This is a genomic window from Paenilisteria rustica (genome assembly GCF_013820765.1).
GTDB lineage: Bacteria > Bacillota > Bacilli > Lactobacillales > Listeriaceae > Listeria_A > Listeria_A rustica.
Window position 1 is genome coordinate 26,579 of the sequence record NZ_JABJVM010000017.1, and the last position, 16,126, is coordinate 42,704.

Below are 16,126 nucleotides of genomic sequence, written 5' to 3' on the forward strand. Positions count from 1 at the left end.
ATCATAACACACCATAAAAAACTTTCAATCTAGACTTTTATTGCCGCTATAAATGTGCTAGAATACCCAAAAAGGAGTGAAGAAAAATGGAAAGCTACACCTACTTACTCGCAGAAAATCAAATCATCAAAACCGAGCGGCTCATCTTGCGTCCAATCACGCTCGCCGATGCAAAAGCGATGTTCGATTATGCTTCTGATGAAGAAACCACGCGTTTTGTTTTTGATACACACCAAACCATCGATACGACCCGTCAGAGCATCGCCGAATTTTTCATTGCCGCTCCGATCGGGAAATATGGGATTGAAATCGCTGAAACGAGCAAGTTCATTGGCACTATCGATATTCGCGTGGATCAGCTGAACAAAAGTGGCTGCCTTGGTTACGCGCTGAATAAAAGCTACTGGGGCAACGGTTACATGACCGAAGCTGGTTTTGCGATGCTTGATCTTGCTTTTAAAACGCTCGAGTTAGAACGCGTTACCAGTTTGCACGACGTTCGCAATCCCGCATCTGGAAATGTAATGAAACGCTTAGGCATGACATACGAAGGCACGCTACGCAAAAATCGCTTTGTCAAAAAAGAATTCGTAGACGATGCCCATTACTCCATTTTAAAAGAAGAATACCAACATTAAAAAAGCGCAGCGACCTCGTTTTCACACGAAATCGCTGCGCTTTTTGATACTCCGCTAAACCTCAGCGTGCCGACAAATGCTTAGATCTTAGGCAAAGTCGAGCACCGGAGCACAGACTTTAACGACGGAGATGAGTATTTGTCGGCACGCTGATCTTTATTTCAAACTATCGCCAACCTCTTTTACCATCTCAGAAACAGACTCAAGTCCACCACCAGACAGGTACCAATACTCGGGATTCAAATAAACAATATGGCCGTCTTTATAAGCATTTGTCTTCTTCACTAAATCGTTCTCCACAACAGATTTCGCAGATGATTCCCCACCAATCGCTGCACCGCGGTCAATCACATACAAATAATCCGGATTCTTCTCCGCAATATATTCCGAAGAGATACTTTGTCCGTGCGTGGATGCTTCAATTTTCGGATCCGCCGTCACGCCAAGCACATCATGAATTAATCCAAAACGCGAACCAGGGCCATACGCGCTCATTTTTCCATCGTTCGCCAAAATAATTAAGCCCGTTTTTCCAGCCGGCACACTCGCTTTTACATCTGCAACCTGCTTGTCAATCGCGTCCAACTGCTTCTTCGCCTCGTCTTCTTTCCCGAACAAACTAGCCACCGTGTTCACATTCGCTTGGAACGACTTCATGTAATCCTTCGTATCCACACCTTGATAAATCGTTGGTGCAATATCGGAAAATTTATCATAAGAATCGGATTGGCGACCAGAAATAATGTTCAAATCCGGCGCCGCCTCGTTTATTTTCTCAAAATCAGGTTCTTTCAAACCACCAAGATCCGCGTATTTATCGCTCGCGAAATCATCTAAGTATTTCGGCAAAGATTGTTTTGGTAAACCAGCCACATTTTTAGATAAGTCTAACGCCTGCAATGTATCCAGCGTTCCAAAATCAAAAACAACCACTTTCCCAGGGTTTTGCTTCACTTTCGTTTCTCCAAGTTCGTGCTTAATCGTCAGTTCCTTCGCTGTTTTTTCCTCGTCCGCGTTCGTCTTTTCATCCGTCCCACAAGCAACCGCAAACACCGCCAAAAACACCAACATTGCGACCATTACTAATTTCTTCATCTACTTTAACCACCCTTATTTATCTATTTTTGAAGCTATTATTCCTTGTCATACCAACCATTTCGCGCTCCTCACCTCCTTTATTTGAAATACACACCAATCCGGTCATTATTAATCAACGAAATCGGAATATGCATATCAAAAACCTGCGCCAACACATCTTCCTGAATCATCTCCGCCGTGCTACCATTCGCTACAACCGCACCATCTTTAAGCGCCACAACCGAATCCGAATAACACGACGCAAAATTAATATCATGCAAAACGAGCAACACCGTCTTCCCCAGCTCGTCCACCAATCGCCGCAACAACTGCATAATTTGCACCGAATGCTTCATATCCAGATTATTCAGCGGCTCATCCAGCAAAATATAATCCGTATTCTGCGCAATAATCATCGCAATATAAGCGCGCTGCTGCTGACCACCACTCAGTTCATCCAAATAGCGCGATGCCAAATCCCGCAACTCCATATAATCAAGCGCCATCTCAATAAATGCCTCATCTTCCTTTTGCAAGCGGCCTTTCGAATGCGGAAAACGTCCAAATGCCACCAAATCCCGAACCGTCAAACGCATGGTCACATGATTACTCTGCTTCAAAATCGATAACCGTTTCGCCAAATCATCCGACTTCCAATCACCAAGGGCCATTCCATCCACGAAAACCTCGCCACTATCTGATTTCATCAACCGCGCAATAATCGATAACAACGTACTTTTTCCAGCACCATTCGCCCCGATAAACGACACAATCTGCTTCTCAGGAATCACCAAATCAACCGCTTGAAGCACATTTTTTGCCCCATATTTTTTTCCCAAATTCCGTACTTCAATCATAATTTCGCCCCTCTCAAAAGCAAATACAAGAAATACACGCCGCCACAAAGATTAATAATCACACTAATCGGCGTATCGAAATGGAACACCCGCTCCGCCAAGAACTGCCCACCGACAAGCGCCACCAGGCTTATCAAGCTTGCCCCAACAAGCAATGTCACGTGCCGATGCGTTTTCAAAAACTGATACGCCACATTCGCGACAATCAATCCTAGAAACGTAATCGGTCCAACGAGCGCCGTCGCAACCGAAACCAACACCACAATAATGAGTAGCAACTGCTTCACAATCTTGTTATACGGAACGCCCAAATTCACCGCATGATCCTTGCCCAGCGCCAGCACATCCAAATACTTCACAAATCGCAACAAATAAAGCATCGCCGCCACAAAAATAAGGATTGCAATCACCAAAATCGACGTATTCACATTATTAAAACTCGCAAACATCTTATCCTGCACAATCTGGAACTCATTCGGATCAATCAACATCTCCATAAACGACGAAAAACTAGAGAAAAACGTCCCGCAAACAATCCCAACGAGCAACAAGAAATAAATATTCCGACCATTCCGTTTAAACATCAACCAGTATAAAATAAGCGCAAATCCCATCATCAAAACAACCGATAAAAAGAAATTCCAGCGCCCACTTCCAGCCCGCATCAACGCCTGTGAACCGAAAATAAACACGAGTGACGTCTGTAATAACATGTATAACGAATCCAATCCCATAATCGAAGGCGTCAATATTTTATTTTGCGTAATTGTCTGGAAAACCACTGTCGAAACCGCAATCGCAATCCCCGTAAACACAATGGCAATCAATTTCGTCGACCTAAGTTCCAGCGCAAAAGCCGGACTTCCACCCATAAATAAAAACAAATAACCGGCCATCAAAACCACAACAATACCTGCTAAAATCCAATTTTTACGCATAGGCTTTTCTCCTCATTAGCAGATAAATAAAAATCGCGCTCCCAATAATCCCGACCATCAAACTAATCGAAATTTCGTACGGATAAATAATCACCCGACCAAGCACATCACAAAACAGCAAGAAAGTCGCACCGAAAACCGCCGTATCAAACAGAGTTTTCTTAATATTATCCCCACGATAAATCGACACAATATTCGGTACAATCAATCCAAGAAAAGGTATCATGCCAACCGTCAAAACCACAGACGCCGTAATGAATGCGACTATCACCAAACCAATTCGCATAATCGCTTTATAAGACAATCCTAAATTCCGCGAAAACGTTTCTCCCATCCCAGCAACCGTGAACTGATTCGCATACAAATACGCAATCACAATCAACGGAACCGCAACGTAAAGCAACTCATATCGCCCTTTTAGAACCATCGAAAAATCCCCTTGAAGCCATGAAGAAATATTTTGAATTAAATCAAACTTATACGCAAAGAACGTCGTAATCGAACTAAGAATCCCGCCGAACATCAAGCCAACAAGCGGAATAAAAATCGTATCTTTAAACGGAATTCGCTCCAATATTTGCATAAATATAAACGTTCCGAGGAGCGCAAACAAGAAAGCCACACCCATTTTCACCAGAGGACTTGCCGTTGTGAAGACGAGTAAAGACACCAATATCCCTAATCTCGCAGCATCCATTGTCCCCGCTGTTGTTGGCGAAACAAACTTATTTTGCGTCAAGCTCTGCATAATCATCCCGCAAATACTAATCCCAGCACCTGCCAAAATAATACTAATCAGCCTTGGAATCCGACTTATCCAAATAATGTCCCACTGTTCTCGCGTCAATTCAAAAATATGTACAATAGAAATCTTCTGCACGCCTACGAATACCGAAAGCAATGCCAATAATAAAAACACAATAATAAGTATCGCTCTCTTCAAATAATCACCCGCCTTTTAATTGAGAATGATTTTCATTATCGTTTACAGAACCTATTCTAATAGAAACACTTCCGCTTGTCAAGAGCATGTTTCCATCTGAGCAAACAAAAAGAGCCACCATCAAAAAGACGCTTCCAATCAAATATTCGTGTTTTAACTCCATCACCTCAGGGTAAGGAACAACAAAGGAGGTTTTAAAAAATGACCAATTCTAAAAAAAGTCAGACCTCGCAAGCGATTCACACACCGAAAATCAGTGACGCTCTTCCAAAGGACAAAGAGAAAAAGCCATTCGCCGAAAATTTACATGGGAAACCGCATCAACAAGTACAGGACTCCCATCAACAGTTCCATAGAAAAATTCTAAAATAAAATACTAATCGCCAAAGGCTACGGAATAACCTTTGGCGATTTTTTGTACATATTCCTACTCTAGTGCCAAGTTACAATGAATGTGATTGCTATTATTCGACAATTTCACTGGAAAAGAAATGCTCGCAAACTTGAGAAATCCGCTCTAAATCAACATTCCCACCAGAGATGATACAAACAACATTTTTGCCCTTCACATAATCTACTATTTTATCAGAAACGAGTGCAGCCGTACTAAGTGCCCCAGCGCCTTCTACAACTGCTTTTCCGCGCTGTAGCAAGTCTTTCATCGCCTGTTCTAACTCGTCTTCTGAAACCGTGATGATCTCATCTACCAATTCTTTCACAATTGAAAACGTGATATCGCCAGGAACTTTCACTGCACAACCATCTGCCATCGTTGGCGCTTCGTAATGCGGCGTTATTTCTCCAGCATCAAACGACGATTTCATCCCATGCACGTTTTCAGCTTGCACACCGATGATGCGAATATTCGGATTAAACGATTTCAGTGCAATCGCAATGCCCGATATTAAACCACCGCCGCCAATTGGCACGATGACCGTATCGACATCCCACATATTGTCCAAAATCTCCAACCCGATAGTTCCCTGCCCAGCAATCACCGCTGGATCATCGTACGGATGCAAAAATGTCCGTCCCGTTTTCTCGGCGATTTCGATGCACTTCTCTTTGGCCTCGTCAAACGTTTGCCCATACAAAACAACGTCCGAACCATAACCCCTTGTTGCATCGATTTTAGCTTGTGGCGCGGTTTCTGGCATCACGATTTTACTATTGATTCCGAGTAATTTGGAGGATAAAGCAACGCCTTGCGCATGATTCCCTGCCGAGCAAGCGATGACGCCATGTTCTTTTTCTACCGTCGTCAGGGCCGCAATTTTGTTGTAAGCGCCACGGAATTTGAAAGAGCCTGTTAATTGCATGTTTTCTAACTTTAGGTAAACGTTTGCTTCTGTCACACTTGTTAAGTAGAATGATTTTACAAGCGGTGTTTTGCGGGCATTATCTTGGAGCGTTTCCTTCGCTTTATTAATGTCCCAAATAGTCACAAATTCATCCGTTTTCATCATTGGAATACCTCACTATATTCCATTCCTAACGTGTCAGCGAGGCTTTTTGACATGATATGACCTTGGTGAATGTTCAAGCCACTTGCTAAAGAAATATCCGCTAGCATAGCTTGTTCCAGTCCCTTTTCTGCAATAGCTGACAGATAGGTGAGATTCCCAGTTGCGAGCGCCATTGTCGAGGTTCTAGGCGTTGCGCCCGGCATATTCGGAACCGCATAATGAAGGACACCATGCTTGATAAAAATTGGATCATCATGCGTCGTATAATGCTCGATGGTTTCCACGGTTCCGCCTTGATCGATAGCAATATCAACAATGACGCTACCCGGTTTCATCGATTTCACCATGTACTCCTTGACAATTTTTGGAGGTTTCGCTCCAGGAATGAGGATTGTCGAAATAAAGACGTCCGCTTTCTGGATTTCCCGCTCCAAATTTTCCGTTGTTGACGGCAAAATAACGACTGATTTCCCTGCGTAATGTTCCGTCAAATACGCAATACGTCCCGGGTTCAACTCCAAGATTGTCACGCTACAACCAATTCCAATCGCCATGTCGCACGCATTAATTGCCGCATTTCCCCCACCAAGAATAACCACTTCACCAGCCGGGATATTTTCAATACCAGATAGCAAGATTCCCTCACCTTGATGTTGTTTTTCCAAATAATACGCACCCATGAAAATCGCTCGACGTCCTGCAATTGCGCTCATTGGTTTTAGCAACGTAAGCACACCATCTTTTTCAATTGTTTCTCCACCAATCGCTGTGGCACCTGCTTTTAGAAGAGCTTCCACACACGGTTTCGAAGCGGCTAAATGAAGAAATCCCCAGATAATCTGGCCTTGTTTGAAAAATGGATATTCAGAAGGTTGCGGCTCTTTCACCTTTACGACCATGTCCGCCATCCAAGCCTCTGCCTGGTCCACAAGCGTGGCGCCAGCATCCACATATTCTTGATTCGTATAACCAGAACCAATCCCAGCATCTTGTTCTACTAATACAACGTTCCCTTGATTCACCAATATCGCCGCGTTTTCAGGCGTCATTCCGACACGTGCCTCGCCTGCCTTGATTTCTTTCACGACACTAATTTTCATCTTCGTTCACGTCCTTCTTTTAGATTGTGTTTGCGAGTACAGAATAGCACCCTCACGTAAACGCTGTCAAATTGAGTTTGATAAATTTTTCACAATATAAAATAGCAATAAAATCCCGAAAAGCATTGCGCGCCAACACCTGCAAACACTAGGAAAAGCACTCATTTCGTGGCTTGATATAACTTTGTCCAACTTTTCAATTTCAAAACTGGACAAATTAGCAATATGTTTGTATTGCTTATATGCAAGCGGAGTCATAGTATAAGGGTGTAAGGTGAATCTTTAGCAGCGAAAGAAATGAAACGCATACGTAGCTTTTCATAGGGAAAATTTCTGCGAAAGGAAGAAACATAATGTACCTATCTGCACGCTCACGAATCATTTTAGAAAAAATTCTATCGGTACCCGGCGACATTTCGATTGCACAGCTCGCTTCTTATCTGGATGTCAGCGAACGAACCGTGCGTCGCGATTTAAAAGAAGTCGGCGAAACATTACAGGATTTCAAATTAACCTTAGTCAAACACGGAAGTCGGCTCACCGTCACAGGTGCCTCTGCCCATCGCGACCGCATTCAAAAAAACATATTGGAGCTCGTCAATAATGAGTTTACACCTTTTGAGAGACAACAAATCATCTTGCGGGTGCTTTTAAGCGAGTCCGAGCCAGTGAAATTGATTGCGCTTGCCAACGAACTTTCCGTCACCGTAGCCACTGTAAGCAGTGATTTAACCCGATTAGAAGAAGACTGGAACGGCAAAATCCATATTAAACGAAAACGTGGTATCGGCGTCGAATTAGAGTCTTCTATCTTAGAAAAACGCGAACTGCTTGGAGAACTACTTTTAATGACAGTTCCGAAGATTAAGCTCTATCAAATGTTCAGCGACCTCCTAGACGATAACGAAGCCCAAATCGATGAGCGTATCGCGGATTTCGTCGACCTATCTCTTTTGCACATGTGCGATCCGATTATCACTAAATGGCTGAAAAAGCTTTCCTATGAGATTAGTAATGATTCCTACATAAACGTGCTGACCTACCTCATGATAACGATTCAGCAAATTCCAAAAGGGAAAATCATCGCGAAAAGTGAGGGAAATCATGTTTTCCTACAAGAATATCCTGAATACGACATCGCCGAACGAATTTTGCGTGATTGTTTGCCCGATATGGTCGAAATCCCAGATAGTGAAATCGCGGAGCTGACGATGCTCGTGCTCGAATCAGAAATTCGCCGCGGACAAGACGTTTTTTACCGAAATGAGAAAGTACAAGCCATTCGAATTGCGAAAAAGCTCATTTCTCGTGTCGCGAAAGAAATTGATACACCGCTATCACAAATCAATGTTTTAAAAGGACTCACCGAACACATCCAGTATTCCATCATCCGATTGAAGAAAAAAATGCCGATGAGCAACCCGCTACTAGAAATGATTAAAGCGGAGTTCCCAGATCTATTTGATATCGTGCATACAGCAGCCTGTGACGTCTATCCCTTCAAACAAATTCCGGAAGAAGAGACCGGATTCATCGTCCTTCATTTCGAAGCCGCGATTATCCATTCAGAAAATATGCGACCGTATAGCGCACTTATCGTGACCTCCCGAAGTAGCGGCATCAATACCTGGCTACAAGCAAGATTTCGGAAGCGCTTACCTAAGCTAAAAAAAATGAAGTTTATCACGCCAATTGATCTTATGAAAGAAACCAATCTAGAAAAATACGATATGATCCTCTCGACATCACACTTAGAGAATTTCACCCATGATTATCAATTTATCAGTATTTTTTTCACAGATAATGAAATCAACGCTATCAATAAGAAGCTCGAAAAAATCGCAAACCGTAAGCAAAACGAGACTTTTCCAATGGATGCCGTTGCAACGACCGATTTCGAGACTGCTTTATCAAGTTTAACTGCGATGCAAACCTATTATAATTTAATTATCTCACTCATTAAGGAAACCTATTTTACAGCGAGTAGCGTGATGACCCGCAATTTAGAAGATAACCTTCGCAGCTTCAGTCAAGAAATCGCGCAAAAAACCAATCTAGCCGCGGATGACCTTTATGAACAATTAAATAAACACGAAAATCAACGCAAAGTCTTGGCCTGCGGAACAAACACGGCCATGTTTCTTATCAATACAGAGGTTGAAACTGCCTCGATTCACGTTTTCGGCTCCAAGCATAATTTAGAAATGCACATCGCATCAGAAGGCAAAGTCAACATCACGAATATCCTCGTCTTCTTACTTCCAAATACCCTAACAAGCGAAGAAATCGAGATTTTCACCTACTTAATCACGATGCTGACAGAGGATGAAATCGCGACTACCATGATTGAATCAGGCAACTCAGAAAAAATTAAAAATCTGATTCTCTCCATACTTCAAGAGTTTTTGGAGCAAAAAAATATCAATCATGTGGTGACTGATCGATCGCTTGGTTTCTAGTTTTAGTTTGGCATTACCGCGCCTGTCCTTCTCCCAACCCCATCCGGCGATAAGGACGCGTGATAATATATAAAAAATTTTTTAGGAGGAATCTCTCACATGACGAACAAAGTTTTAAACGACTTTCTAGAACCGCAATTACAAGCATTACGAGATCAAGGACTTTACAACACCATCGATACCGTTGAAGGTCCAAACGGCGCGAAAATCAAAGTGAACGGCGCTGAGTTGATTAACCTTTCTTCCAATAACTATTTAGGCTTTTCAAATGACGACCGCCTGAAAAAGAAATGCATCGAAGCAACCGAACAATATGGCGTCGGAGCTGGGGCTGTGCGTACTATTAACGGCACCATGACCATCCATAATGAGCTGGAAACACGACTTGCAGAATTCAAACACACGGAAGCTGCAATCGCTTTCCAGTCTGGTTTCAACTGTAATATGGGAGCAATATCCGCCGTTATGACGAAAAAAGATGCCATTATTTCCGATGAACTAAATCACGCATCAATCATTGACGGGTGTCGCCTTTCCGGTGCCAAAGTACTGCGCGCCAAGCATCAAGATATGGACGATCTTCGCCGCGTCGCCAAAGAAGCAACAGAAAGCGGACTATATGAAAAAATTATGTACATCACGGATGGCGTTTTTTCCATGGATGGCGATGTTGCCAAAATCCCTGAAATCGTTGCTATCGCAGAAGAATTCGGCTTAATTACTTATATAGATGACGCACATGGCTCAGGCGTAATGGGCAAAGGTGCTGGAACCGTGAAACATTTCGGTATGTCTGATAAAATCGACTTCCAAATGGGCACACTATCCAAAGCAATTGGCGTTGTCGGCGGCTACGTAGCAGGCTCTCAACAACTTATCGACTGGCTAAAAGTTCGAGCTAGACCGTTCCTATTCTCCACCTCTTTAACACCAGGTACCGCGGCTGCCTGTATCGAAGCTATCGATATCATGGAAAGCGACCCAGAACGTATGGAAAAACTGTGGGAAAATGGCACGTATCTCAAAGCTGGCTTAGCGAAATTAGGTTTTGACATCGGACATTCAGAAACACCAATCACACCTTGCATCATCGGCGACGAAAACCTAACACAGCAATTCTCTCGCCGCTTATTAGAAGAAGGCGTGTACGCAAAATCCATCGTCTTCCCAACTGTTCCAAAAGGTACCGGCCGCGTTCGTAATATGCCAACCGCTGCCCACACAAGAGAAATGCTCGACGAAGTACTAGCAACCTACGAAAAAGTCGGCAAAGAATTAAAAGTCATCTAAAAACAGGCTGGGAGAAAGTGATTCCAAATGCACTTTCATTCCCTTCCAAAGCACAATACCAACTCAATACGTGTGAATAAAGAACAAAAAAGAGCAGCTGAGTGCACATTCGTCTCAATGTTCACCCAGCCGATTACTCTTTCTAACACCAAACTTAATTATACCACTAAAGCGAACAGAACATATAAAAATACGATTTCTAATCCAATGGAGGTTTTTTAAATGAAAAAAGTACTTATTACGGGTTGTCTAGGTCAAATTGGTTCTGAATTAACGATGCGTTTGCGCGCTGAAAACGGCACGGATAGTGTTATCGCTACAGACATCCGCCGTATTGCTGGCAATGAAGTAATTGAAAGCGGTCCCTTCGAAATTTTGGACGTTACCGATAAAGATAAGATGATGGATATCGCGCGTGAATATGAAGTCGACACGATTATTCATTTGGCGGCCTTACTTTCTGCTGTGGCCGAAGAAAAGCCACAACTCGCGTGGAGCCTCAATATGGGCGGCCTTGTCAACGCGCTTGAAGTCGCTCGCGAACTGAACCTAAAATTCTTCACACCAAGCTCCATCGGCTCATTCGGACCTGGTACGCCGGCGGACAATACACCACAAGACACCCTGCAACGCCCAACGACCATGTACGGCGTTACCAAAGTCAGCGGTGAGCTCTTATGTGACTACTACTTCCAAAAATTTGGCGTAGATACACGCGGCGTCCGTTTCCCAGGCTTGATTTCCTATAAAACATTACCAGGCGGCGGAACCACCGATTACGCTGTAGACATCTATTACGAAGCACTGAAAAATAAGAGTTACACCTCATTCATCGATAAAGGCACACACATGGATATGATGTATATGCCAGACGCGATCGATGCCATTATCAAATTGATGAAAGCGGATCCAAAACGTTTAATTCATCGCAATGCCTTCAATATCACGGCAATGAGCTTTGAACCAGAACAAATCGCTGCTTCGATTCGCAAATTTATTCCTGATTTTGAGTTAAAATACGACGTTGATCCAGCCCGCCAAGCCATCGCAGACTCATGGCCCGATTCACTTGATGCAAGCTGCGCTAGAAACGAATGGGATTTTGACCCGCAATATGACCTAGACCGTATGACAAAAGATATGCTGGAAAAGCTGACAAAAAAGCTAGAAAATGATACAGTAGTAAGGCATTAATAAATTTCTATTTTTAATAAAACAACTGTTGCGTAGGGATCGGTGTTCAGAGGGAGCGCTGATTCCTGACAACAAGCGAGGGGAAAACACATGGAAAATCAGAAACTAAAAAAAGAGATTGGCTTTTTTACTGCACTAACCATTGTTATGGGAACTGTTATTGGTTCCGGCGTATTCTTCAAACCTGAGGCCGTTTATTCAGCAACAGGAACCGCGAGTCTTGGTTTACTAGCTTGGATTCTCGGCGGTGTTATCACCATTTGTGGAGGGCTAACCGCAGCCGAACTCTCCGCTGCTATCCCACAAACCGGTGGAATGATGATGTACCTTCAAAAAACATATGGCAAATTAACCGCGTACTTACTTGGTTGGGCACAAACCGTGATCTATTTCCCAGCAAACATCGCGGCATTATCGATCATTTTTGCAACACAAGTCGCTAACCTTTTCGGAACTGGTGACGGCATTATCGTTCCAGTTGCCATCGCTGCCGCAGTGTTTATTATGCTCATGAATTTTATCGGTGCAAAAGTTGCTGGATCCTTCCAAGCAGTCACAACAATCTGTAAACTGGTACCGCTTATCTTAATTATTATATTTGGACTTTTTCATCAAGGTGACGTCGCGTTCCGGTTATTCCCGATAAGCGTAGAAGATCACCCATTTTTGACAAGCTTAGGATCAGGTCTCGTAGCAACAATGTTTGCATATGACGGCTGGATTCACGTTGGTAACATTGCCGGCGAAATGAAAAACCCGAAAAAAGATCTACCAAAAGCAATCGTGTTCGGGCTAACAGGTGTTATGTTGGTTTACTTATTGATCAATATCGCTTACCTGTTCGTGATGCCAGCCGCTGCACTAGCTGCTACAGCAACACCAGCGTCTGACGTTGCGAATATCATTTTCGGCTCGATTGGTGGTAAATTGATTACTGTTGGTATTCTGATTTCCGTATTCGGAACGATCAACGGCTACACAATGACCGGAATTCGGATTCCATATGCAATGGCTCTTGATAATCAACTGCCATTCAGTAACTGGTTTAAGAAACTTGGTGTCAAAAGTAGTGTCCCTTACAACGGTGGAATTGTCATCTTACTTATCTCCATCATCATGATTTTCACAGGGCAATTCAATCAACTAACCGATATGCTTATCTTCGTTATTTGGATTTTCTACACACTTACATTCATCGCCGTCTTCGTACTACGAAAACGAGAACCAGAACTCGCCCGGCCATACAAAGTTCCACTCTATCCAGTGATACCAATCATTGCGATTCTAGGTGGTGCCTTCATCGTCTTCAATACCCTATTCACACAACCGATGAACGCCGGAATTGGACTAGTTCTAACAGCAATTGGACTACCGATCTATCTTTATAAAAAGAAAAAAGGTCATTTTTCTGAATAACAGTAGTAAAAGCATTGGAAACTGGTTTTCACACCAACTTCCAATGCTTTTCTTACTTCACCCAGAGACTCTTATTGTTGAAATAGGCATCTAATTCACTACTAAACCATCGCCCATTTAATACATCATGAATTATTGTATTTTTTGCGTTTTCAGGAATGGTCTGATCCTTTTTTATCGCATCAATGATTGTTTGGTTTGTTTTTGTTTCTTTTGTCATCGTAGCCTTCGCATCAACTTCATTTGCGTCAAGCACTAGGCTTGCCTGATTATCTTTTTTCCATGCCGACCAAGTTGTTAGGGCAGCGCCGTTCGGATTGCCTTCATGCAAGAAATTTTTCAAGTAGCCGCGGAACAGTTCTTTCAATTGCTGCGCTCCTTCTAGTCCGTATGACTCACTCATCGTTCCTAAATAGCTCTCATTATTCGTATCTAACAACGGTATGAAAACACCATGAAACGCGCCTGCCAAATCCATATCATCCGTCTTCGTCAAATGCGTGCCAAACTGCATTTCCATATTATAAATCGGTGCCGAATACTGATCTGCCAATTTCTCAGCTGACTTCTGTGTATTAAATAATCGGTAAAAATCGCTTCCGTATTTCTTCGCAAAATCAAATTCCGCCAGTTTGCTCGCATCACTCGGTATCGTCCCATCTCCAATACTTGCGGCAAAATACGGATCTCCCATCGCGAAAAATGAAAACTCGGATGCGCCAGTAAACATCATCAATGGAACATCTGAATAATTCGCATCATCAAAACCATTTTTCGGCAATACGGTCCCATCTGTGTACAAATGAGGAAACGCACTCATTCGAATAGCAGCATCCCCCATCAAACCACTAAGCCGTTTGGCAGGTAGTTGATAAAGATAGTCACGAACATCTTTACCGCTTGTTTGTAACCATTGATATGCCTCATCCTCGTCGTTTTTCATCTTATCTTCTACAACGAGTGGTGCAATCGCTTTTGCAAATACTTTAATGCTATCCTCTTCACTCGCTGTCGTCATCCCACCGCTGAATGCAATCGCTTTTTGATATTTATCTTTAAAGAGTGGAGAAGCAAGTGTTGCCATCACATCTCTACCTCCAGCCGAAAATCCTGAAAGCGTAATATTGTCTTTATCTCCACCAAAAGCCTCAATATTGTCTTTTACCCAATCTAGAGAAGCCGCCATATCAAGCATCGCATAATTCCCTGAATCCTCTAAATCGTCACCTGTATTCAGCGCTGGCAACGGGTTAAAGCCTAATGGACCTAATCGATAATTAACCGAAACAAAAACCGTCTCTAAATCCTTCACAAAAGCTTCCCCTGATAGTTCAGCCGATGTCCCACCTTGATTATTTCCACCATGAAGATACACCATTACGGGGAGCTCTTTCTTCTCCGTGTTAGGACGGTAAATATCTAGGTTTAAATTGTCTTCACTGCCGATTACACCATCAGCACCTGCCTGTATAAATGCCTGGCTATCTTTTTTAGAAGCATCGAATGTGCCCTCAAATTTTTCAAGCTCATGAGGCTTTTTCCAGCGTAAATCCCCTATTGGTGCCTTCGCGTAAGGAACGGCTTTCCACGCTAAAACATTCTCATCCGTATTTGTGTATCCTTTGATATTTCCATATTGTGTTTTTTGGACTTCTCCCATTTTATACGTTTGATTTTGCGCCGTTTCATTATCCTTCTTTTCCCCACTTAAATTACCACAACTCACAAGTACTAACATGATTAAAACAAAGAGCAATATTGAAATAGTTTTCTTCATTTTTTTTCCCCCTTAAATTGAACTTAAAAAGAAACCGCTTTCACTATATTATATCATGGGAAAATGCTTATAAATATGTACATTTTGTTACGTTTTCCAATGTATATTTACCTATTCCGAGTAATTTGGTAATTTAAACGGAGATTTACTCACTGTTTTTTTCTAAAAAGCAAAGCAAAAAACGCTTGAAGCATATTATACATCAATGCTTCAAGCGTTTCTCCATTTAATGGAGACGGTGGGAGTCGAACCCACGTCCAGAAATAACGGCACTTAGACTTCTACGAGCGTAGTCGTCGTATTAGATTTTCGCATATACATCAGCCCGACAACAGGCTTCCATAAAGCTAGTCTGATTAAGCTCTTCTCCTAAGCCCCAGACGGAGAGTTAGAATCGTATCCCACTTAATTTGAGACCCTTACCGTAGCACATGGGCGATGCACGGAGGATCAGCTATCGACTGTTCTTAGGCAGCGAAAGCTAGGTTATTATTAGTTTTGCCAGTTATTATTGGCTTTGACGTTTGTAACGAGGCCGATCCCCCCGACTCGCAATCCAAGCTCGAACTATCCCTGTCGAATCCGTAACGTCCCCGTGATAATAGAGCTTACTCTTAGTAAATTGGCGACAACCGCTCGCATTCAGCGAGTTTTGCAGACTTTTCGGTTCTGCTACACAAGAGCAGTTTCGCTTAACTTCTCACATGGTCGGGGATAGTACCCCCTTCCTGTTTTCAGTCATCATGTACAGTCGTACACGCAGCTCTCCGGCTTCTGCAAAACTCGCTGAATACAAACGCTTTCGCTCAATTTGTTTAAAGCATAATCTTCGTCCTACCCAAAAGATAGGTTCCGTGATTCTGCATAATTTAGAGTTAAGATCAGTGTACCACGAGAAAAATGTTTCTTTTTGCGAAACACCAAACGTGACAGTAACTAGTATTATACACGAACGGCTCGCAAATGGCAAA

Annotated in this window: 13 protein-coding genes and 1 other RNA gene; 6 read left to right on the forward strand and 8 right to left on the reverse strand. The window is 42.8% G+C overall.

Going from position 1 to position 16,126, the window contains the following annotated elements; translation table 11 throughout:
• Window positions 1-86: 86 nt before the first annotated feature.
• A complete protein-coding gene (locus tag HPK16_RS13495) occupies window positions 87-638 on the forward strand; it encodes a GNAT family N-acetyltransferase (protein ID WP_181677451.1) in 552 nt (183 codons plus the stop codon).
• Between the two features lie 156 nt (window positions 639-794).
• Here the strand turns inward: HPK16_RS13495 and HPK16_RS13500 are convergent, their stop codons facing one another.
• The 4 genes from HPK16_RS13500 to HPK16_RS13515 all read right to left on the reverse strand — a co-directional run bounded on the left by HPK16_RS13500 (window position 795) and on the right by HPK16_RS13515 (window position 4,453).
• Window positions 795-1,733 carry a siderophore ABC transporter substrate-binding protein gene (locus HPK16_RS13500; RefSeq protein WP_181677452.1) on the reverse strand — a complete coding sequence of 313 codons (939 nt, stop codon included), beginning with the start codon at window positions 1,731-1,733 and terminating at the stop codon, window positions 795-797.
• An 80-nt stretch (window positions 1,734-1,813) separates the two neighbouring features.
• Window positions 1,814-2,572 carry an iron ABC transporter ATP-binding protein gene (locus HPK16_RS13505; protein ID WP_181677453.1) on the reverse strand — a complete coding sequence of 253 codons (759 nt, stop codon included), beginning with the start codon at window positions 2,570-2,572 and terminating at the stop codon, window positions 1,814-1,816.
• The gene (locus HPK16_RS13510; protein WP_181677454.1) at window positions 2,569-3,510 is read right to left on the reverse strand and encodes an iron chelate uptake ABC transporter family permease subunit; all 942 of its coding nucleotides are present in this window, start codon (window positions 3,508-3,510) and stop codon (window positions 2,569-2,571) included. Before HPK16_RS13510 ends, HPK16_RS13505 begins: the two co-directional genes overlap by 4 nt.
• Window positions 3,503-4,453: an ABC transporter permease gene (locus HPK16_RS13515; protein ID WP_181677455.1), complete on the reverse strand. Its 951-nt coding sequence runs from the start codon at window positions 4,451-4,453 to the stop codon at window positions 3,503-3,505. The genes HPK16_RS13510 and HPK16_RS13515 overlap by 8 nt, the downstream gene beginning before the upstream one ends.
• Window positions 4,454-4,654: 201 nt before the next feature.
• On the opposite strand from HPK16_RS13515, the gene HPK16_RS13520 reads away from it, so the two are divergent.
• Window positions 4,655-4,825, forward strand: coding sequence for a hypothetical protein (locus HPK16_RS13520; protein WP_156110608.1), 171 nt, complete (start codon window positions 4,655-4,657; stop codon window positions 4,823-4,825).
• 92 nt (window positions 4,826-4,917) lie between these two features.
• Here the strand turns inward: HPK16_RS13520 and tdcB are convergent, their stop codons facing one another.
• Window positions 4,918-5,916, reverse strand: coding sequence for a bifunctional threonine ammonia-lyase/L-serine ammonia-lyase TdcB (tdcB, locus tag HPK16_RS13525; protein WP_181677483.1), 999 nt, complete (start codon window positions 5,914-5,916; stop codon window positions 4,918-4,920).
• On the reverse strand, window positions 5,916-7,019 hold the full coding sequence (gene ald, locus HPK16_RS13530; RefSeq protein WP_181677456.1) for an alanine dehydrogenase: 1,104 nt from the start codon (window positions 7,017-7,019) through the stop codon (window positions 5,916-5,918). Before ald ends, tdcB begins: the two co-directional genes overlap by 1 nt.
• Window positions 7,020-7,372: 353 nt before the next feature.
• On the opposite strand from ald, the gene HPK16_RS13535 reads away from it, so the two are divergent.
• The 4 genes from HPK16_RS13535 (at window position 7,373) to HPK16_RS13550 (ending at window position 13,378) form a co-directional block, all read left to right on the forward strand.
• Window positions 7,373-9,478 carry a BglG family transcription antiterminator gene (locus tag HPK16_RS13535; protein WP_181677457.1) on the forward strand — a complete coding sequence of 702 codons (2,106 nt, stop codon included), beginning with the start codon at window positions 7,373-7,375 and terminating at the stop codon, window positions 9,476-9,478.
• 99 nt (window positions 9,479-9,577) lie between these two features.
• Window positions 9,578-10,768, forward strand: coding sequence for a glycine C-acetyltransferase (locus HPK16_RS13540; protein WP_181677458.1), 1,191 nt, complete (start codon window positions 9,578-9,580; stop codon window positions 10,766-10,768).
• A 222-nt stretch (window positions 10,769-10,990) separates the two neighbouring features.
• Window positions 10,991-11,962, forward strand: coding sequence for an L-threonine 3-dehydrogenase (locus HPK16_RS13545; RefSeq protein WP_181677459.1), 972 nt, complete (start codon window positions 10,991-10,993; stop codon window positions 11,960-11,962).
• Window positions 11,963-12,052: 90 nt separating this feature from the next.
• Complete coding sequence (locus HPK16_RS13550) at window positions 12,053-13,378, forward strand: APC family permease (protein ID WP_181677460.1); 1,326 nt, start codon at window positions 12,053-12,055, stop codon at window positions 13,376-13,378.
• Between the two features lie 52 nt (window positions 13,379-13,430).
• On the opposite strand, the gene HPK16_RS13555 is transcribed toward HPK16_RS13550, so the two are convergent.
• Together HPK16_RS13555 and ssrA are read right to left on the reverse strand one after the other, a co-directional pair.
• Complete coding sequence (locus tag HPK16_RS13555; protein ID WP_181677461.1) at window positions 13,431-15,155, reverse strand: carboxylesterase family protein; 1,725 nt, start codon at window positions 15,153-15,155, stop codon at window positions 13,431-13,433.
• A 227-nt stretch (window positions 15,156-15,382) separates the two neighbouring features.
• Window positions 15,383-15,750: a transfer-messenger RNA gene (gene ssrA / locus HPK16_RS13560) on the reverse strand.
• Window positions 15,751-16,126 lie beyond the last annotated feature (376 nt).